Origin of the sequence: Agrobacterium sp. NPDC090283, from assembly GCF_044769685.1 — a bacterium.
GTDB lineage: Bacteria > Pseudomonadota > Alphaproteobacteria > Rhizobiales > Rhizobiaceae > Agrobacterium.
Map to the genome: position 1 here is coordinate 42,600 of NZ_JBIVYG010000026.1, position 18,588 is coordinate 61,187.

Consider the following 18,588-nt stretch of genomic DNA (forward strand, 5'->3'; position numbering starts at 1 on the left):
TAAAGTTTATTCCCAGCGGTTTAGTGGGCAAGCCACATAGGGTAACGAAAGGATATCTGGCGCAAAGGCGCTTGCCATAATCTTGTGAAGATGCTGTCTCAAGCACACCCCGATTTAGAATGAGCCTGGAATACAGATATGAGCGAGCAGACATTCATCGAAACATCACACGGACGTATCGCGGTCAGCGATGTCGCAGGAGATGGCACGCCGCTTCTAATGCTACATTGCAATTCGGGCTGTAAGGAAATGTTCGTGTTCCAGCAGCAGGCACTGGCGGGAAAACGGCGGGTCGTTTCACTGGACTTGCCCGGACATGGCGCATCGTCCGATGCGATCGATCCTCACCGCACCTATTCCTTTGGCGGCCATGCCGACGTAGTCGAAGAAGTCCTCACCAAACTCGGTATCGAAAAGATCGCTATTCTCGGGCATTCGCTTGGCGGGCATATTGCACTGGACCTCGTGGCGAAGCTGGACAATGTTTCAGGGGTGATGATCTTCGGAACACCACCTATTCCGCCGGGACCTGAAGGTGCGCAACTCGGCTTCCTGCCCAATCCGGAGATGGCTTACACCGGCAACCCCACTCTGACGGACGAGCAGATAGAAGGTGTGGTCACCATGGCACTCGGACCGGGAGCGGAGCGCGATCTTTTTTACACATCTGCTGTGCGCCGCACGGATGGACGCGCGCGTCAGTTCATGGTGAATGCTGTGATCGCTGGAACGCAGATCGATCAGCGCGAACTCGTCGCGACCTCCGACGTCCCGCTGGCAATTATAAATGGTGCCGACGATCCGGTGATAAACCTCGATTACATCGATACGCTGAAATATCGCAATCTGTGGACCGAACGCCCTTTGCGTCTTGCTAATGCCGGTCACGGTCTTCACTGGCAGCAGCATCATATTTTCAACGAAATGCTGCTCAGTTTCCTCAACTCGCTTGACTGATCAAACGGCGGCGACGCCTTTGGCCACATGCGCTAACATACCGTATCGAATCATGAGGAGGATCATTTAATGGCTATCAGCACAAACGATCTCGCGGACAGTCTTGCCGAGGCACATCAGCTCACCAAAACTCAAGCCAAGGCGATTGTCGAAGATGTCCTGAAAGGCATTTCGCAGGCCGCCGCCAAAGGAGAAGAAGTGTCGCTGAACGGTTTCGGCAAGTTCAAGGTTCAGGACAAGCCCGCACGCGACGGTCGCAATCCCTCGACTGGCGAGACGATCAAGATTGCTGCGTCAAAAAAACTTGTCTTCCAGCCAGCCAAGGCACTGAAAGACGCCGTGAACGGCTGACTTTCGGGATTACTATGCAAGGTGCCGCATCCACAGCGCGGGACCTGCAGTGCCAGATGGCGGATGCGGCAAGCTCTTCTTGCCGTAATTTCCGGAAGAACCTGCGTTTCAATCTATGGTCCTTCACGCAGGCGTGCCGGCGGATCTCTTCGGGCTGGAAAGCGCCATCAGCGGACTTTGCGGCTGCTGCAAAACTCCTTATTCTGCGACGTTGCAAAAGTCAGGCAAACAAGTGTCGCTTCAATTGGACTTTCGCGAAGGCAACCGGGTGCGATCAAAGGCGTGAAGTGACGCTCCGGGACGAAACGGAGATGCGATAGCTCTTCGTTTCCCACTCCAAATTTCCCAAGCTGAAATTCGCGGCACGACATTGCATGAGGGGACTTTGATGTGGTCGTTATCGAGCATCGTCGTCAGAACATCGGCTATGGCGACCGATATGTCTTGTGGAAAGATGCGCCGACGGACGTTCTTTCATGGCACGCCACTAACTGACATTCTTCAATGGTAAACGAGGCCGATCGTTTTGGCAGCAAACAACAGGATGAGGATCGCCTGGGGGAATGTCCGTGTACGGAGCCGGTGGTGTTGGCGATCAACTTTACCGGCGGTTTGAGCTGGCCTGAACCCCTGTGACAGGCACTGGGGTGAAGTTGGGGTTGGCCACTTCTTGCACATACTCACCCCTTGCGCAGAATAAACGCCGTGAGGTCCCGCACGGATTTGTCGGGGTCGTTGGTTAGGTGTTGTGCGCAGGTGCGTGAAAGTTCTGCGGGAATTGTGTGGCGGTCGGCGCATTGCAGGACTGTGCGGCGCACGAAGGCGGAGCGGTCTGTTATTGCCATTTTGGCAATCAGTTCCGGCTGTGGGGCAATATCGAGGGTTCGGCTGGTGTAGACTGGAACGAGTTGGGTAATGTTGTAGCGTTTGTCCAGCCACTTGTGCTCATAACCGGAGCGCCATCGAGCCGCGCCTTGCAGCAGGGTTTCCACGGCAATGGCGCGAACAATGGGGTTTGTGGCGTGGCTGGCGATGTCACTTAGATACGTATCCAGCCACGGGGTTCTCAGCGCCAGCCGGAAGGCGGTTGGCACTGGCCCGGCGGTATTGGACATCAGCAGCGTCGCAAACTCAGCGCTGATATCCGGTCTCGTCATCAGGCTTCTGGCAAGCGTTTGCCCGGCGTCATTCCAGCGACCCCACTCGCCTTGACGGGGAAACAGCGTGAGCGCGACCTTTGCCAGCAGGTGTGGTGGCGTGACGGGCAGCACGCGCTCCACGCAGCGGTTGGCGCTTTTGCGCACCTGCACCGCCCAGTCATTCATGCGAAACAGCACGGCTGCCACCCAGAAGGGCGAGACAAGCCCTTGCGTGATCTTCTCCAGCGCCAGTTCACGCAACTGGCCATTGCCATGAAACAGGAACAGCAGCTCCAACCCCGGTGTGTTGTGCAGCTGGTCGCGGTGGCTGAGCGGTGTTACGAGGCTTTTCCAGAAGGGCTGGGTTTTGACCGCACCGAACAAGTTTGCCTCGTTGCGAATGGCCCCTGACACAAGAGTGACGCTGAGCGGTGACAGCTCATCCAACAGGCGAATGACCGCCTCCACCTCACCCTGCAGCGCCTTGCCGTTATAAAGCTTTTCGCCGACAGCATTGAGGGCTGCTTTCAATTCAACACTCATGACGGGAGGTTTGGTTTTCATGCTGCTGCCATTCCGTATGTGGCGCTGAGATATAAGCGCTGTTTGCCATTTATAACAGTGCGATGGGTTTGTCAGGGTGCAAATCGGCACGGGGTCCCAATGCCGATACGCATGATAACGTCTTGTTATCTCTCACGTTAGCGGGGTAATTTCTGTACGCTTAATCACAGAGCGTCAAGGGCCACTATGAGGGCTCGAAGCTGCCTCTTCGCATTCGGCCAACAATGACCGATTTGGGCCGACTGCGGACGAAAGCCCTGTTCGTACAGCCGTGGAATAATTGTGAACGGAGCTTGACCTTACCCCGCCGATTAGAGAAGATCACCAGCATGTAGGCAAGCGAACACGTGATGACCATCATCACAACGGACGATGTAAGCAGCGCAATCATTCCCGGTCTCCCTTGCGGTTCTGTTTGTTGCCGTTCCGGCGCATCAGGGTCCGACGCGCCGGAACTTTGTGTCAAATGACGATCCTTCCGGCATGGTTTGCGATCTCGGCATATCGGCTGAGCCGGTATTCCGCTTTGAAATACAGGTCACGCTCGACCGGCAGGCCAAGCCCGCCGCGTACCGCTTCGATCTCTGTAAGCATGACATAGCCTAACTCCGGGCTGCCAAGGTCACATAAGCCGAAGAGCCGCAAATCCCCGCCTGTCTCCTCGTATGCTTTGGTGATCAGCCATGTGGCCGAACCATCCGGCGTGAACAGCTTCACGACAGGGCGCGGGTCGAAGTCCTCCTCTTCCTCGCTGGCGCGGCCATTGACGATCAGCGCGGCGCGAAGATCGTCGTGGATCAGGGTTTCGGTTCGGGGAAATCGCCGTGTCATGACGCCATTTCCTCCGGTGCTGACCGAAGCGCCGCATCCCTGTTGATCCGCAAGCGGGCGCGGAAGGCGGCGATAGCCACGTCCTGCCGTTCCAGCTTGCGGGTGAGCGCGTCGATTTCGCCGCGCCGCCGGAAGCGGAGTTGCGCGACGTTCTCCCGATAGTCGCGCTCGTCGGCGCGGGTCCATGTGGATTTCGTGCGGCCATACTGGCGGGTCGTGAGGCGGGTGGTGATGGTCATGCGGTCGGCGCGCTTTTCGATCTGGCGTTCAACCATGGCAAGGTGATTGCGGGTTTCCTCCCGCGCCCTGACGATGCGGGCCAGCATTGCCCGCTGCTCGGCATAGGTGTTCATTGTCGTGGTTCCTGCGATCCGTCGAGGTTCCCGGTCGCGCCGCAATCGGCGCGGCCGGAACTGTCCTCGTTGCGATGAGGGAAAGGGGGCCGGAACCGCTAGCGGCTCCGGCCGTGCGGTTTACTCGGCGGCTTCGTAGAAGGCCGCGCCATCGTCGGCGTCTTCCGTATGGGGAGCGATTTCCTCCCGCTGCGGCACATCAGGGTCCGGCACGTCAGCCAAGGAGGGAGCTTCTTCCGGCTCGGCAAAGCCTGCTGCGTCGGTCTCCGCGATTTCCACTCCATCGGGTCCGGCAGGCTCCCATGCTTCCGGTTCCGGCATGGCGGGTTCCTGCGCTTCCGCAATGGTTTCGGCTTCCGCCTGCTGCTCGGCGTCCAGCCATGCGGGCCGCTCGGTGCGCAGAAGCGGCGGGAGCCATCCTCTTCCGGCCAGAAGCTGCTCGGCGCTTTCCGCCATTTCCTGCTTCTTCTTGTCCTTGATGCGCTCGGCGGCTCCGTAGCCTGCCCCAACCACGACAGCCTCAAGGATATGGGCCTTGGTGACGCGGCCAAGGTAGCTGCTGACGGTCGGCGTCCAATGCTGGCTCATGTCCAGCGCAAGCGCCGTCGCCAGCTTGTCGGCGGTCGCATGGGCGCGGCGCTTGTTCTGCTCCCAAGGCAGCTTGAGGGCATTGACGGTCAGCGAAGCGCAATGTGCAAACAGCGCCATAACGCTTGCATGGTCCAGACCGGCGATGAAGTCCCAAAGGTCTCCTACCTCCTGCGGCATATCGGAAGCCCATCCAGCATGACGATCCGCCAGCATCTTCGCCGCCGCCGTGTCCTCGATGCCGCCCGCGTGGTCGCCAAGATGAGCGCTGATTGGGCGGATTTCGAGGACGTGGGCGTCCACGCCGCGATAGAAGGTCTGCGCGGCAAGTGCATGGGTGACGGCGACCAAGGCGATTTCCGGCTGCTCGCCAAGCGCAAGGCGAAGGCCAAGCGTCCGGTGAGCGGTCAGGTCGCGGGTGAGAACATCGGAAATCGGCTTCGCCGCATCGCCTTCGTCTCCCTCTGGTTCGAGATCGGAAACCTGATCGTCCTCGTCGTCACCCCCGACGATCTCGCCGTCTCCGTTGACGCGGACACCATCGATGACGCTCTCGCCGTCTACACCTTCGCCCGAATCCTGCTCGGGAGCCTCGTCTTCCGGTCGGATGAAACCGCGCTCGATCCGGGCGCTTCCGTCGTGGTTCAAAGAGACAAACACGCCGCCGCGCGCGATCTCGGCGGGATCATAGGCATGCCGCAACGCGTCGATGCGCTCGATATCCGCCTCAAGCTCTGCGAAGCGCTCATCCACGTCCGGGGGAAGATCGTCATCAGTATTGTCCCATTCAGCCGTCAGACGATCGAACTCGTCCTGCGCGGCGCCATAGGCAGCTTCATCTTCCTCCGATAATTCGACGGGCTGCGTGTAGACGCGGCGAAGCCCATGCGCATGCGGGAAGTCGATAGAGGCTTCCGCCCATTTCCAGCCTTCCGCCCGAATGTCGGCGGCGGTGGTTTCCAGCTTGTCGAGGACCAGCCGATCCAGCAACGCGGGATCGTCGAAATATCCGCCGCGATCCTCGGTGAACAGGTCTCGGAGAATCTCGCCACCTGCCTCGGTATAAGCGTCCGCGCCCACAAAGATCGCCTTGCGGTCATTGGCCTGCACATGCATCCGCGTCAGGTCGCGGCGGATGGTCCACGGTTCCCGGTTATAGCCTAGACCGGCGTAAACCTGCTCCTGCCGCGCATGATCGTCGGTGATGGCGAAAGCCTTCAACTGGTCCAGCGTCAAATCGCCGTCGCGATAGGACTGCATCAGCTTGGGGCTGACCGCTCCAAGCTTGAGCCGCTGCTTGACCATATGAGCGGCAATGCCGAAGCGGGCGGCTATTTCCTCCGCGCCCCACCCCCTATCTCGGGAAAGCTCAAGGAAGCGCTCGACCTGATCGGCGGGCGAGAGGTCTTCGCGCGTGACGTTCTCGTCAAGGCTGATCTCCAACGGATCGTTCGCCGTGTCGATGACGCAGCGGACGGGTTCCGTCTTCCTGATCTCCTTGCGCTTGACGCGCAGCAACAGCGCCTGCCGCCGCCCTTCGCCGATGGTCACGAAATAGAATCCGGAATGCTGGCCGCTCTCGTCAAGCTCCGGCTCGACCACGAGGTTTTGCAGGATGCCCTTGGCGGCGGTACTGGCCGCAAGCGCCTCGATATGCGCCTCGCTGTGCGGGGTCTTGCGCGCGTTGCGGGGAGACTTCTTGAGCTTGTTCAGTGGAATGAGGATTTCCCTGCCGGTCGCGCTTTCCGCTTCCGGTGCGTTCGCGAGTTCCGCCGCCACGGTTTCGGTTTCCGCCGTCATGGCGGTTTCCGGCTCTCGCGCGGGCAAAGCCGCCGCCACGTCTCCGACGCTACGGATTTCCGCATCAGCCGCCGCATTTTTCTCCGTCGCAACAGTGACGGCCTTCATTTTCTTCGCAGTCCTTGCCATTGTTCCAATCCTTCTTTCGTTAATGCCGGAGGCATGTCCCCGACATGCCTCCCGGGGGGGCGCGAGCCCTGGGGATGGGAGGGGACAAATGCCGGCGAGCATGGCCGGGCTGCGCAGCAAGCGGGACGGATCGGAAGAGATGAAGCTGGTAGTAATTATGCGCCGTCCTGAGAAGCGGGCGGCCCTGCCATGTGCAGGCGGCGTTTGAGGGGAGAAAGGGGCAACGCTCCTTGGCTTCCCCTAAAGGATCGGCAAGGCTTCAGCCGCAGCCGATCACCAAAAAGCGCGCGCAGCGCTCCTTACAGTCGTGAGAGGCGTGCGGAAGCGCTGCTGTGATTATCGGAACAAAAGATGTAAAAGAGACTCGCATTCCGCGATCCGGCCCTAAACCGGCAACTTCGGCTTTGGAATGGCCGGTTTCGGATCAGTTGATAAAGACCAGCCTTTACCTTTGTCGCGTGTTTCGGGAATTTCGCGAAGAGCGCGCTGTCTTATTTTGCCCGAAGGGGTAGCGCTGGAAACAAGTCGCTCAAGGCTTTACAGTCAAACTTGAAGAGGCGGTAAGCCACTCGCTTCTCTGTCCTGAACCTTCAAACATTCTGGAAAGGCTCACAATGATACGCAGGTTTTCTCTTGTTCTCGCCGGCGCATTGATGAGCGCAACCGCGATGAGTGTTATCTATTCATCTGTGGCTCCGGCGGAAGCCGCCAATGAAGCTACCTACAAGGAATTGGTGATTTTCGGTGAAGTGCTGGAGCGTGTCCGGGCGCAATATGTGACGCCGCCAACAGATGAGCAGCTTATCGAGAATGCCATCAACGGCATGCTGTCATCGCTTGACCCGCATTCCAGCTTCATGAACGCTCAAGACGCCGACGATACACGCACGCAGATCAAAGGTGAGTTCGGCGGCCTCGGTATTCAGGTGACGATGGAAAACGAACTGGTCAAGGTGATCGCCCCCATGGACGATACACCGGCAGCAAAGGCTGGCGTTCTGGCAGGTGATTTCATTTCGGAGATCGACGGCCAGCCCGTGCGCGGCCTGAAGTTGGAGGAAGCGGTTGAGAAGATGCGCGGACCGGTCAATACGCCGATCAAGCTGACACTGATCCGCGAGGGCGCTGACAAGCCGATCGAACTGACAATCGTGCGCGACATCATCGCTGTGGAGGCCGTAAAATCCCGCGTCGAAAACGATGTCGGTTATCTCCGCGTCATCTCCTTTGCCGAGAAGACCTATGACGATCTTGAGGCCGCAATCACCAAGATCAAGAAAGACGTGCCGGCCGATAAGCTGAGGGGCTATGTACTCGATCTACGCCTTAATCCGGGCGGCCTGCTGGATCAGGCCATCAATGTTTCGGACGCGTTTCTTGAGCGCGGCGAAGTTGTTTCTACCCGAGGCCGTACCCCCGATGAGACCCGCCGCTTCAGCGCAAGCGCTGGCGACCTAACCGATGGCAAGCCAGTTATTGTGCTGGTCAACGGCGGTTCTGCTTCAGCCTCGGAGATCGTCGCTGGCGCGTTGCAGGATTTGCGCCGCGCGACCGTCGTTGGAACACGCTCTTTCGGTAAAGGGTCTGTCCAGACGATTATCCCGATGGGCGATGTGGGCGCGCTCCGTCTAACGACGGCTCTCTATTACACGCCGTCGGGAAAATCGATCCAAGGGACCGGTATCACACCGGACATCACGGTCGAACAGCCGCTGCCCCCCGAACTACTTGGTAAGCTGGAATCCACCGGTGAATCGAGCCTGCGCGGTCACATCCAGGGTCAAAGCGAGACGGAAGACGGCTCTGGTTCTTCCGCCTACGTACCGCCGGAAGCAAAGGACGACCTTCAGCTTCAGTACGCGCTGGAACTGCTGCGCGGCGAGAAGACCGATGAAGCCTTCCCACCGAATCCGGAAAAGGCGGTTTCCTTCAAGTAAAGAAACCCGCCCGCCGATAGCCCCTGTATTCGCGACTTTTGGAAGTGTTACGAACAGCACGGTAAGGAGTTTCAGACATACATGCGCTTTTTTCCTGCTTTCTCGGGTGTGACACTATGGATTCACTTGGCTATGGGTGTTTCCTGGCGGTTCCCGGAGATAAGTACCCCGATCTCATCATCGCTCAATCCTCCGTAATTCGATGCGTCAATTGAATCACGACATCAATGCGCCAGTAATGTCGATCTTCAACCCAGCGCCCGAACACACCCGTTTTGAGTTCGATGGATTTCAACTCTATCCTGTGCAATGGTCTGCCTAAATCTTATCAATTTCTGATTTAGCCGAGTTTCAATTTGATGGTCGAGAACGATAATCAAGCCCGCCTCGAAAACTACCTTCAGGTACTCGTAGGGCTGTCCTTGAGCATTGCCCGCAACGCTGCGGACATGAAGGTTTTCCATTTCGGAACCATTCGACCGCATCCGTCAGGTAGAGGAACCGTCGGTGCTTATGCACTGCATGTTCAATGTCCGTGGCGCTTCGTTGATGAGAAGACAGTAATCACAGGGACATCAGATCGTTTTGTCGAGCCGGCTGAAGGAACAGAGGTAAACGATGACGACCCTAAATCGGGAAGCCTACAGCTCATCAAAATTGCATCTCTGCTGAAAGGCTACGACGCGGAGACAAACTCCTTCGTGAACGCTACAGAGCAACTCGTGGTCATAGCTGTCAACACAGACAACTACGGCGGGGCTGACATTTTGCTGTCAGGTGGTTACCGCCTGCAGGTTTTCCCGGATGGTTCACTTGGCGAGGATTGGCGTTTTGTCGAGCTTCAAGGCCGCCATGTCGTTATCGAAGGCGGGCGCGTACAGGTTGACGGATAGCGATCTGATCTCAACACCCGCTCGCCGGAGTTTTTCAACGGTATCTGCCATAAGCGGACGTAGCTCGTTCGATGTCACAATGACCGAAAGTTAATGTCGGATAGAAATACTGCGAAGGGAAGGCAGAGGATGAACCATTTCGATATACTTGGCCGCAGCATTGCCGACCCAGTTGTCGCGTCTTACCTTGCCCATCATGAGAAGCTGGACCCTATCGATTTTCGCACGAATGCGGAGATTGGATTTTTCGGCGGTTTCGATAGCGGTTTCGGCCTACAGGTGGAAAGCCTTTCCGCATACAGCACCGAATTCGAAGAGGTGCGGTCAAGGCACCTGCCGGACGACAAGGAGAGGATCGTCTCTCGGCTGTCCTTTACCGGGCGGGATGCGATCAGGGCAGTGCAACGCGCCTATTCTTCGGCGTTGCCATTCGGTCTGACGTTTGGAGACAGCAGCAATGTCGTGGCCGAGAAGCTCGAGGCGGGTCCGTTTCGGGAAGGTAAGAGCAGCACGCTGCCGGACTATTCAGCCGAACGCTTCGTTCATTCCCATGCTGTCGAAAATTTGGTCGTGATCGCAAAATATGACACGGACTTGCGGCTGATGGCGGTTTATCTGATGCAGGCTGACCGCACCATGCTCAAGGCCAAGCACCGAGGGGCGTCCTTGTCCAAGCAGAACATCGAGCCCGGCAATATCGATAAAGTCGAAGCACTGCGCGACCAGATTCCGACGCTACGTTGGCGGGAGGCCATGGCCGAGGGAGATGAGCTATTCAACGAGGCCGATATCGCCACGGCTGAAACGGCGCTGAATGCGTTCGTCGATACGGTGAAGGCCGCAACCAGCCAGCGGGATGCGCAGGCCATCCGGGCGGCGGTCAAGGATATCGTTCTTGCGATCAATGAGATCAACGGCAGAAGCGGGATGATCGAAACACTGGAGCGCGACGAACTTGGTGTTCTGATCGACGCTGTGGTAAGGGCCTCGGGCTTCAGCCTACCGGATGATGAAGATATCACCGCAGAATGGCGGGAGTGGTAACCAGGCGCGTGTTGCGGAAATCCTGAAACTCGCTGTTGTAGGCTTCGGGAGTTTTGCGAACTTTATGAAAGGAGCCAAACATTTCCACTCCCAAGCTAATAGCCTTTGATGTCGATGGCACTTTGTTGCGTGGAGAGAATATTTGCGGCTGCATAGCAAGGAATATTGGCCGCACTGCCGAGATGGACGCATTCGAGCTTTTCCGCTCACGCGAGGAAATAACAGCGGGGCGCCAAAAGATGTTGGAATGGTATGCGCCATACAACCGGGCGACCCTGATCGAATACCTTCAAGAAGTTCGTCTTGCATCCGGCGTTCGGAGTGGCTTTGCCCGCCTGAAAGATGAAGGCATAAAAGTCGCATTGGTCTCGATCACATGGAAATTCGCCGTGGAGTGGTTGGCTGCTGATCTGGGTGCAGATTACGCGATAGGCACAGGGTGGGATGATGGCGAGATCGCTCATTTCTAGCCGGAAGATAAAGCGATCTGGCTTCAAACCCTGATGGCGGAGCTTCAGATTGATCGAGACTCTTTGGTGGCCGTAGGAGATTCCCACGGTGACATACCAATGTTACAGTTAGCGAAACGCAGTTATTTCGTTGGCGCAGTGCTTCCGTCAGAGCTTAGGCACGTCAATCATTGGCCTGATGCGGATATTGAAGCCATCGTGAACGATGCGCTACATCCTTTGTCGCGAAAACCCTACAGACCGTCCGAAAACTCCCCAAAAAGTTCAGCAATGAGGGTTTTAGGACGGTCTGTGGAATTCGCGACGACCGGCCGTTAAAACTGCCCAATAGCGGTCTCTTGTTCAACCGGCAGGACACGCAGTCCCAGCACTGGCGAAAGGAGGATAATCAGAAACTGGATCAAGAACCCTCCCGTTGCCAAAAATAGACATGCTGCAACGCCGAAGTAGCCAGCGACTAAGGCGCCGAGAGCAGCCCCCAGCGGCCTTGATCCATAGGTGGCGGTCATTATCAGCGCCGAAACTCGACCAAGCAAGACGTTTGGCGTAACCGCCTGACGCAGTGTCATCGTCGTGATGCTCCAAAGGATTGGACCGACGCCGAACACGAAGAAACTGATACATACCAGCCAAAATGAAGGAAACCACAGCGTCAACAACATGAGGCATGCTCCACAAAATCCTCCGAGCGGCCCCAGGACAATCATGGTTCCAACCGAAAGGCGCCGCGCGAGGACTGGCACGATCATGGCTCCTACAATCATGCCCACACCATCGACTCCCAACGCAATGCCTACCTGGGTTGCGCTCAGGCCGAGGTTCTGGACGGCGTAGGCAACAAAGACCGCCATCAAAATCACCCACGCAGTATTGAAGAAAATCGCGGTGAACAGGATCGGAAGCAGGAGTTTATGATGTGCAACGAATGTCGCTCCCGCCTTCAGGTCTTGTAGCGGGTTGCTGAAGGGGCGTGATGTCACATTGTCTTTTGGAATGCTCGCTAGATACAGCGCGGCCAGAATGGAAAGCACGGTTGCAAGCACATAGGCAGCAGAGGCGCCGGTCCAACCGACCAACGCACCACCAAGAGCGGGGCCGGCAATAAAAGCGGCGCTCCGCACCAATTCAAGCCACCGGTTCGCGTCGCCAAGTTGTGCACGGGGTACAATTGAAGGAATAATCGCGGGAGCGGCCACACTGTAACAAACCGTCCCGATGACCCCGATGAAGCCGAGGACCGCGAGTAGTGGTACATTGAGCAGCCCAGATGCCAAAAGCACTACAATAACGATAAGCGAAAAGCTGCGCAGAACCTCCGATCCCACCATCAATATTTTGCGTGAGGCCCGATCAACGGCAAGTCCGGCCGGAATCGACAGCAGCAAAAATGGAAGGGTTTGCGCCATTTGCAGCCAGCCCGTTTCAACCGGCCCCGCACCAAGCAACAAAACCGCCGCCAATGGTGCCGCTGCCAATGCTATCTGCTCGGAAAATTGCGCGAAGAGATTTGACCAGCCTATGCGTTTGAATGCAGAGGGTAGTGGAGCAGATTGGCTGGGATTCAACATCGTTTGTCCTCATGTTCAATACATGAGGACAGATGGCCTGATCTACAGGGCCACAGGCCACCCGTTTCTTGCGACTAAATTTTCTTAGCCGCAAAACTCCCGGAGATCGCCCTAAAAAGCTGAAGACGATTCCTGACGATGATCGCACATGGTAGATTACTGCCATGGCACATCTTTCAGGAACAGACCGCTCGCAGTTACTACTTCTACCGGAAGCGGTGGACGATTACGTAGGGCCGGACAACCCGGTCCGTTTCATCGAGGCCTTCGTTGACGGCCTCGATCTCGCCGCCGTCGGCTTTGAGCGGGTGGCTGCGAAGGAGACAGGACGTCCGGGGTTCGATCCGGCCGACATGCTCAAGCTCTATATCTATGGGTATGTCAACCGGGTGCGCTCCAGCCGCCGCCTGGAAGCCGAAGCCCATCGCAACATTGAGGTGATCTGGCTGCTGCGTCACCTGACGCCGGACTTCCGCACCATCGCCGCCTTCCGGCGGATAAACCATTCGGCCTTCCGGAAGGTGTTCCGCGAGTTCGTCATCCTGTGCCGGCAGCTCGACTTGTTCGGGCGAGAACTGCTGGCGGTGGACGGCACGCGCATCAAGGCGGTCAACAACAAAGACCGCAACTTCACCCGTGGTGCACTGTCGAAGTTCATCCGCGAGGCTGACGAGAAGCTGGCCGACTACATGAAGCGCCTCGATGACGGCGATGCCGAGGAGGAGCGCGTCGGCGGCGACAGCCGCGGTTCCGGCTGCAAGATCGCCGAGAAGATCGCAGCGATCAGGGACAAGCGCGCCAGGCACAAAGCCATGCTGGAGGAACTGGATCGCACCGGCGAGGACCAGATCTCGCTGACCGACCCAGATGCCCGCGCCATGGCGCGGATGACCAAGGTCGGCGTCGGCTACAACGTTCAGCTCGCCGTGGACACGAAGCACAAGCTGATCGCCGAGCAGGAGGTGTGCAACCAGGTGATCGACCTCGGCCTTCTGGCCCCGACCGTCGAGGCGGCGATGAAGACGCTCGGCGTTGAAACGATCGAGGCGGTCGCCGATCGGGGCTACTTCAAGATCGAGGACATAGAGGCCTGCGAAGCTGCCGGCATCACCGCCTACGTGCCGAAGCCGCTGCGCGGTCCCGCCGTAGCCCAGGGCTTCTTCCCCAAAGAGGCGTTCAGCTACGACGCGGCAGCAGATACCTATACCTGCCCGGCAGGTCAGACGCTCAGGCCCCGCTATTACGGCAAATTGCGTGAGAACGTGAAAGTTGTCTATTGCGACCGCAAGGTTTGCAAGAGCTGCGGCCTACGTCCGTCTTGTACTTCCAAATCCTATCGCGGTGTAACGCGACTTGAGAATGAGGCCGTGCTCGATCGCATGGCCGCTCGCCTCGAAACCCGTCCCGACATCCTCGACATCAGGCGCGAAAACGTCGAGCACCCCTTCGGCACCATCAAGCAATGGATGAACCAGGGCGCGTTCCTGATGCGGGGATTGGAAAATGTCCGGGGCGAGTTCAGCCTGACGGCACTCGCCTACAACATCAAAAGGGCCATCACCATCGTCGGCGTGCAGGGGCTGATCGCCGCCGCAAGGGCGTGACCTGCGCAATGCCCCTCATAGAAGCATGAAAACTGCCCGGAAACGCTCCGTTGAGGCCACATGTCGCCCGAAATGCCGATTGGCCAAAATGCCAGCAAATCCGCGTCGAATGACATCAACCGCCTGAACAGGCTCAAGCCCGTAGGGTTTTAAGACGGCCTGTGGGATTTTTGTGACATATACCCACGGCAGAAAGGGGTGCATCTAGCGCAAACTGCAAGCAGCGAACCGATCTGTTGCGCGGATGAGCTGGTCTAAGATACCGGGTTCGGTAGTGGCGTGGCCCGCACCCTCCACGATCTGGAAGGATGCGTCCGGCCAAGCCTTGTGCAGAAGGTAGGCGTTCTTGACCGGGCATGGCATGTCGTATCGACCGTGAACGATCGCGCCCGGTATGCCCTTCATCCGTCCGGCATTGCGCAGAAGCTGACCGTCCTCCATCCAGCAGTCGTGGACGAAGAAGTGGTTCTCCAGCCGAGCGAAGGCGAGCGCGAAATGTCCATCGGCGTAGGAGGTCGAGAAGTCCGGGTTGGGCAGAAGCGTGATGGTCTCGCCCTCCCAGATGGTCCAAGCCTTGGCTGCCTCGACCTGGACGGCAGGGTCGTCGGATGTCAGCAGTTTCCTGTAAGCCGCGATCATGTCCCCCTGATCCGAAACGGCGACAGGGGCGATGAAGCGCTCCCACTTCTCAGGGAACATCTCCGACACGCCGAACTGGTAGTACCAATCGAGTTCGGCTCGCGTCAGCGTGTAGACTCCGCGCAGTATCAGTTCGCTCACCCGCTCCGGATGGGTCTGAGCATATGCCATAGCAAGTGTCGATCCCCATGAGCCGCCCAGCACCAACCACGTCTCCACGCCCATATGCTGCCGCAGTCGCTCCATGTCCTCCACGAGACCCACGATAATCATGTTCACCTCCGATATCGCAAATGTTAGTCGCAAAATTCTGACTTTTGCGCACGATTTTTGCGACAGAAATTCCTGTGACCTTCAGAGCTGTTTAGCACCAAACTTCAGCGCTAAGTGGCACCAATGAGCAGCGTGCTGCGAGCCGCGTCTACGACTTCTTCTATGATGGCGGTCATTTCGTTGATGCGCAATATGCGTTCGATCTGAACGAACAGGCGATGGAGATCCGACGCTGACTGCTGCAAGCTGAAAAGCGGAGCAATCAGACGCCGGTGAATGTGAGAAGGCAATGACCTGCATGGGCATATGATCGAATAGATCGGGATCGGGAAAACCAGTTCTCCCCAAAGAGCCAACGAGCTCGTGTTTGAGATCTGGATCTGGTCCGCAGATCACCATACCGGCCCGCGGCGCCAGACAGGCCGCACTGTTGAGTGCCTGACACAAGACCGCACTCGATCACGTTCCCAAAAGGGCGAAACTTCTTGCATTCTGGGCGGCAACCACACAAGGGGAGAAAGGGGCAACGCTCCTTGGCTTCCCCTAAAGGATCGGCAAGGCTTCAGCCGCAGCCGATCACCAAAAAGCGCGCGAAGCGCTCCTTACTTCTATTAGACCGCGCAGAAAACGGTCCTATTGACACCGATTCATTTTTGAGAAATATTGGTCTTTATAGGACTAATTTATGAGCAGGCACGATGGAACCAACAGTTACTACTGCTAGGGCGGCAGAGATCATATCGATCGGATATGAAGGGCTCCGTTCGTATTTAAAGCGCGGATTACTAGGTTCTAGCGGGATTTTGGTGCCGTTCGTACATAGAGACTCCCCGGCTCCTGACCTTTCATCAGTCAGAGCCAAATGGAAACGCTTTGGTTTTGTTGACCTTTGCCTCATGCGGTTGGCCAAACAGTTAATTGATCTCGGCTTGTCCTTCGATCAAGCGAACAGCATCGTTTCTTGCGAGAATACTCGTGATGTCTTCAAACAAGAGAACATTGCTGGAGCTGCTTTATTGGCTTCGCCGCCCTTCTATGACTTTATAGTTTTCAGCGGCGATGATCTAAACCATCTACCGGCACGGCTCGCTGAGGTCGGCGACGTCGCAGTTCTCGTACAGCTTGACCGAATTCGCGATTATGTACGAGCTGAATTTGAACGAGACCGCACCAGCCAACCAGGCGTAGAAGTTTAACGAAATTGCCCCAATGAAATGCCTCTTCCTATGCTGAAGGCCGAATAATTTCGCATAGGGGGATTCGCCCGCCGCAAATTTCAAGTATTCTTACGCCAACGTCCTTTTTTATCCGCCGCATAATCTACGATCGACTACGAAGCGGTACGATGAGGGACGGCGCTCTATGACGGAGTACGCTGTAATGCCCGCGATTTCGCATTCACATCAGCCGGTTTCCAGCCCAGTCTTTGTCCGGAGCGGAATAGTCCGCCCAGGAACAAGGATCGTGTCGTGGCAAAACGGAAAGGGACAACGGCGAAAAGCGTGCGGGTGGTCCTCGTGCCGTCCGACACCATGCCGACCTACGATCCGTCGCAGCCCGATCCGCGCCTTCGCGAGTTCGTCCGAATGCTCGCCCGGCAGGCTGCCCGCAAATTCGTTGAAGCCGAACAGGAGCGCGCCGCCCGCGAACGCCTCCGCAAATAGGGGGACCGTCTCATGAGAGCTGCGCTCTACGCCCGTTACTCTTCCGACAATCAGCGCGACGCATCCATTGAGGATCAGCTTCGCATTTGCCGCGCCCGCGCCGAGCGTGAGGGCTGGACCGTTGTTGACAGCTATACCGACCGGGCGATTTCCGGCTCGTCACTGCTGCGGCCCGGTGTGCAGGAACTGATAGCCGATGGATTGAAGCGCCGCTTCGATGTGATCCTCACGGAATCGCTCGACCGGCTTTCCCGCGATCAGGAAGACATTGCCGGTCTCTACAAGCGGATGCGCTTCGCCGGCGTCAGCATCGTGACGCTCTCCGAAGGAGAAGTGAGCGAGTTGCATATCGGCCTCAAAGGCACGATGGGCGCACTCTATATCAAGGACCTTGCCGACAAGACGCGGCGCGGCCTGCGCGGCCGGATCGAGGATGGCAAGTCGGGCGGTGGGCTTTGCTACGGCTATGACGTCGTGCGCCAGTTCGATCCGGCCGGAGAAGCCAGCCGAGGCGAGCGCACCATCAACGAGCCAGAAGCGAATGTCGTGCGCCGCATCTTCGTGGATTATCTGGAAGGAAAGTCGTCGCGGGCCATCGCCATGACGCTGAACAGCGAGGGCGTGCTAGGCCCGCAAGGCAGCGAATGGGGACCGTCCACCATTCACGGCAATCCGAAGCGCGGGACCGGCATCCTCAACAATGAGCTTTATATCGGCAAGCTGGTCTGGAACCGGCTGCGCTATATCAAAGATCCGGATACGGGCAAGCGCGTGTCGCGCCCGAACCCGGAAAGCGAATGGGCCATTCAGGATGTTGCTGAACTGCGCATTGTCGATCAGCACATCTGGGACGCCGTGAGAGAACGGCAACAGAAACTCGCACACGATCCTTGGTCTGACACTTCCGAGAACTTCATGTGCGAGAGACGCCGGCCGAAGCATCTCTTCACCGGCCTCATCAAGTGCGGCTGCTGCGGTGGTGGCTATTCGATGATCTCGAAAAACCTGCTTGGCTGCACCAACGCGCGCAACAAGGGGACATGCGACAACTGGATCAACATCCGGCGCGACACGCTCGAAGTCTCTGTGCTCGATGGCCTCTGCAAGCATTTGATGGAGCCAGAACTGTTCAAGGACTTCTGCGAGGAGTTTACACGGGAAGCGAACAAGGCCCGGATAGCTGCGCGCGTGTCCATCGAAGCGGCCGAGGCAGAGATAAAGAAGATCGATCGCGAACTCGACACGCTTCTCGATCTGATCCTCAAGGGCGGGGCGGCCGACCGCATCAACGACAAGATGGTGGCGTTGGAACAGCGCAAGAAAGATATTGCGATCATGCTGGAGACGGCGGAAGAACCGCCTGCCCTGCTGCATCCGAACATCGCCAAGATCTATCACGAACAGATCAGCGCTCTCCATGACCAGCTTCACAACGAGGAAACGCGGGCGAAGTCGGCCGAGAGGCTGCGCACGCTCGTCAGCCGCATCGAGCTGGTTCCCGAAGGCGAGGAATTGGCGATCGTGCTGCGCGGCGACCTGGCGGCGATCCTGACCTTCGCCAGTGGCAGGAAGAACCCGGACTTCCTGAAGGAAGAGGAGCTTCTGAACATGCTCCTGGGCCGGACAGCAGAGGGCCAGAACGCAAAAAAGCCCTTCGGAAAGAAGGGCTTAGTGCAAGTGCAGGGATCGTTGGTTGCGGGGGCAGGATTTGAACCTGCGGCCTTCAGGTTATGAGCCTGACGAGCTACCGGGCTGCTCCACCCCGCGGCACCAGCGAGAAGTCG

Annotated in this window: 17 protein-coding genes, 1 tRNA gene and 1 pseudogene; 11 read left to right on the top strand and 8 right to left on the bottom strand. The window is 57.7% G+C overall.

Translation table 11 applies throughout. The annotated features are described in order from the left end of the window. The first annotated feature begins 138 nt into the window (after positions 1 to 138). Together ACIQUH_RS25785 and ACIQUH_RS25790 are read left to right on the top strand one after the other, a co-directional pair. Positions 139 to 957, top strand: a complete 819-nt coding sequence (locus ACIQUH_RS25785) for an alpha/beta fold hydrolase (RefSeq protein WP_400820566.1) — start codon at positions 139 to 141, stop codon at positions 955 to 957. A 69-nt stretch (positions 958 to 1,026) separates the two neighbouring features. Beyond that, positions 1,027 to 1,308, top strand: coding sequence for an HU family DNA-binding protein (locus ACIQUH_RS25790; RefSeq protein WP_400820569.1), 282 nt, complete (start codon positions 1,027 to 1,029; stop codon positions 1,306 to 1,308). 680 nt (positions 1,309 to 1,988) lie between these two features. Here ACIQUH_RS25790 and ACIQUH_RS25795 read toward each other — a convergent pair. The 4 genes from ACIQUH_RS25795 to ACIQUH_RS25810 form a co-directional block, all read right to left on the bottom strand. Further along, entirely contained in the window at positions 1,989 to 3,011 is a 1,023-nt protein-coding gene (locus tag ACIQUH_RS25795) for a hypothetical protein (RefSeq protein WP_400820575.1), read from the bottom strand. Between the two features lie 462 nt (positions 3,012 to 3,473). Further along, complete coding sequence (locus ACIQUH_RS25800) at positions 3,474 to 3,842, bottom strand: DUF2958 domain-containing protein (protein WP_400820578.1); 369 nt, start codon at positions 3,840 to 3,842, stop codon at positions 3,474 to 3,476. After that, entirely contained in the window at positions 3,839 to 4,195 is a 357-nt protein-coding gene (locus ACIQUH_RS25805; protein WP_400820581.1) for a hypothetical protein, read from the bottom strand. The genes ACIQUH_RS25800 and ACIQUH_RS25805 overlap by 4 nt, the downstream gene beginning before the upstream one ends. A gap of 120 nt (positions 4,196 to 4,315) precedes the next feature. Continuing rightward, positions 4,316 to 6,712: a ParB/RepB/Spo0J family partition protein gene (locus ACIQUH_RS25810; RefSeq protein WP_400820583.1), complete on the bottom strand. Its 2,397-nt coding sequence runs from the start codon at positions 6,710 to 6,712 to the stop codon at positions 4,316 to 4,318. Between the two features lie 614 nt (positions 6,713 to 7,326). On the opposite strand from ACIQUH_RS25810, the gene ACIQUH_RS25815 reads away from it, so the two are divergent. The 5 genes from ACIQUH_RS25815 to ACIQUH_RS25835 all read left to right on the top strand — a co-directional run bounded on the left by ACIQUH_RS25815 (position 7,327) and on the right by ACIQUH_RS25835 (position 11,374). Beyond that, positions 7,327 to 8,649: a S41 family peptidase gene (locus ACIQUH_RS25815; RefSeq protein WP_400820585.1), complete on the top strand. Its 1,323-nt coding sequence runs from the start codon at positions 7,327 to 7,329 to the stop codon at positions 8,647 to 8,649. A gap of 359 nt (positions 8,650 to 9,008) precedes the next feature. Continuing rightward, complete coding sequence (locus ACIQUH_RS25820) at positions 9,009 to 9,542, top strand: hypothetical protein (RefSeq protein ID WP_400820588.1); 534 nt, start codon at positions 9,009 to 9,011, stop codon at positions 9,540 to 9,542. A gap of 279 nt (positions 9,543 to 9,821) precedes the next feature. Next, the gene (locus ACIQUH_RS25825) at positions 9,822 to 10,586 is read left to right on the top strand and encodes a hypothetical protein (RefSeq protein ID WP_400820591.1); all 765 of its coding nucleotides are present in this window, start codon (positions 9,822 to 9,824) and stop codon (positions 10,584 to 10,586) included. 98 nt (positions 10,587 to 10,684) lie between these two features. Then, positions 10,685 to 11,056, top strand: coding sequence for a haloacid dehalogenase-like hydrolase (locus ACIQUH_RS25830; protein ID WP_400820608.1), 372 nt, complete (start codon positions 10,685 to 10,687; stop codon positions 11,054 to 11,056). Positions 11,057 to 11,071: 15 nt separating this feature from the next. Further along, on the top strand, positions 11,072 to 11,374 hold the full coding sequence (locus ACIQUH_RS25835; protein ID WP_400820609.1) for an HAD hydrolase family protein: 303 nt from the start codon (positions 11,072 to 11,074) through the stop codon (positions 11,372 to 11,374). Here ACIQUH_RS25835 and ACIQUH_RS25840 read toward each other — a convergent pair. Next, positions 11,371 to 12,624, bottom strand: coding sequence for an MFS transporter (locus tag ACIQUH_RS25840; protein ID WP_400820593.1), 1,254 nt, complete (start codon positions 12,622 to 12,624; stop codon positions 11,371 to 11,373). The genes ACIQUH_RS25835 and ACIQUH_RS25840 overlap by 4 nt on opposite strands. Before the next feature lie 164 nt (positions 12,625 to 12,788). On the opposite strand from ACIQUH_RS25840, the gene ACIQUH_RS25845 reads away from it, so the two are divergent. Further along, entirely contained in the window at positions 12,789 to 14,228 is a 1,440-nt protein-coding gene (locus ACIQUH_RS25845) for an IS1182 family transposase (RefSeq protein WP_400820595.1), read from the top strand. A 204-nt stretch (positions 14,229 to 14,432) separates the two neighbouring features. Here ACIQUH_RS25845 and pip read toward each other — a convergent pair whose 3' ends face one another. Then, positions 14,433 to 15,140 carry a prolyl aminopeptidase gene (pip, locus tag ACIQUH_RS25850; protein ID WP_400820597.1) on the bottom strand — a complete coding sequence of 236 codons (708 nt, stop codon included), beginning with the start codon at positions 15,138 to 15,140 and terminating at the stop codon, positions 14,433 to 14,435. 698 nt (positions 15,141 to 15,838) lie between these two features. Between pip and ACIQUH_RS25855 the strand changes: the two genes are divergently transcribed. The 3 genes and pseudogenes from ACIQUH_RS25855 to ACIQUH_RS25865 all read left to right on the top strand — a co-directional run. After that, a complete protein-coding gene (locus ACIQUH_RS25855) occupies positions 15,839 to 16,336 on the top strand; it encodes a hypothetical protein (RefSeq protein ID WP_400820599.1) in 498 nt (165 codons plus the stop codon). A gap of 273 nt (positions 16,337 to 16,609) precedes the next feature. Further along, positions 16,610 to 16,804: a hypothetical protein gene (locus tag ACIQUH_RS25860; protein WP_127758463.1), complete on the top strand. Its 195-nt coding sequence runs from the start codon at positions 16,610 to 16,612 to the stop codon at positions 16,802 to 16,804. Between the two features lie 12 nt (positions 16,805 to 16,816). Then, a pseudogene (locus tag ACIQUH_RS25865) lies at positions 16,817 to 17,845 on the top strand (recombinase family protein); the annotation flags it as partial. A 386-nt stretch (positions 17,846 to 18,231) separates the two neighbouring features. Here the strand turns inward: ACIQUH_RS25865 and ACIQUH_RS25870 are convergent. Further along, positions 18,232 to 18,414, bottom strand: coding sequence for a hypothetical protein (locus tag ACIQUH_RS25870; RefSeq protein WP_400820602.1), 183 nt, complete (start codon positions 18,412 to 18,414; stop codon positions 18,232 to 18,234). 80 nt (positions 18,415 to 18,494) lie between these two features. Next, positions 18,495 to 18,571 (bottom strand) — tRNA-Met (locus ACIQUH_RS25875). Between the last annotated feature and the right edge of the window lie 17 nt (positions 18,572 to 18,588).

Bases quoted from the DNA above. Each gene is read 5' to 3' on its own strand.
- ACIQUH_RS25785 (WP_400820566.1), top strand. From the start codon at position 139: ATGAGCGAGCAGACATTCATCGAAACATCACACGGACGTATCGCGGTC.
- ACIQUH_RS25790 (WP_400820569.1), top strand. From the start codon at position 1,027: ATGGCTATCAGCACAAACGATCTCGCGGACAGTCTTGCCGAGGCACAT.
- ACIQUH_RS25795 (WP_400820575.1), bottom strand. From the start codon at position 3,011: ATGAAAACCAAACCTCCCGTCATGAGTGTTGAATTGAAAGCAGCCCTC.
- ACIQUH_RS25800 (WP_400820578.1), bottom strand. From the start codon at position 3,842: ATGACACGGCGATTTCCCCGAACCGAAACCCTGATCCACGACGATCTT.
- ACIQUH_RS25805 (WP_400820581.1), bottom strand. From the start codon at position 4,195: ATGAACACCTATGCCGAGCAGCGGGCAATGCTGGCCCGCATCGTCAGG.
- ACIQUH_RS25810 (WP_400820583.1), bottom strand. From the start codon at position 6,712: ATGGCAAGGACTGCGAAGAAAATGAAGGCCGTCACTGTTGCGACGGAG.
- ACIQUH_RS25815 (WP_400820585.1), top strand. From the start codon at position 7,327: ATGATACGCAGGTTTTCTCTTGTTCTCGCCGGCGCATTGATGAGCGCA.
- ACIQUH_RS25820 (WP_400820588.1), top strand. From the start codon at position 9,009: ATGGTCGAGAACGATAATCAAGCCCGCCTCGAAAACTACCTTCAGGTA.
- ACIQUH_RS25840 (WP_400820593.1), bottom strand. From the start codon at position 12,624: ATGTTGAATCCCAGCCAATCTGCTCCACTACCCTCTGCATTCAAACGC.
- ACIQUH_RS25845 (WP_400820595.1), top strand. From the start codon at position 12,789: ATGGCACATCTTTCAGGAACAGACCGCTCGCAGTTACTACTTCTACCG.
- pip (WP_400820597.1), bottom strand. From the start codon at position 15,140: ATGATTATCGTGGGTCTCGTGGAGGACATGGAGCGACTGCGGCAGCAT.
- ACIQUH_RS25855 (WP_400820599.1), top strand. From the start codon at position 15,839: ATGGAACCAACAGTTACTACTGCTAGGGCGGCAGAGATCATATCGATC.
- ACIQUH_RS25870 (WP_400820602.1), bottom strand. From the start codon at position 18,414: ATGTTCAGAAGCTCCTCTTCCTTCAGGAAGTCCGGGTTCTTCCTGCCA.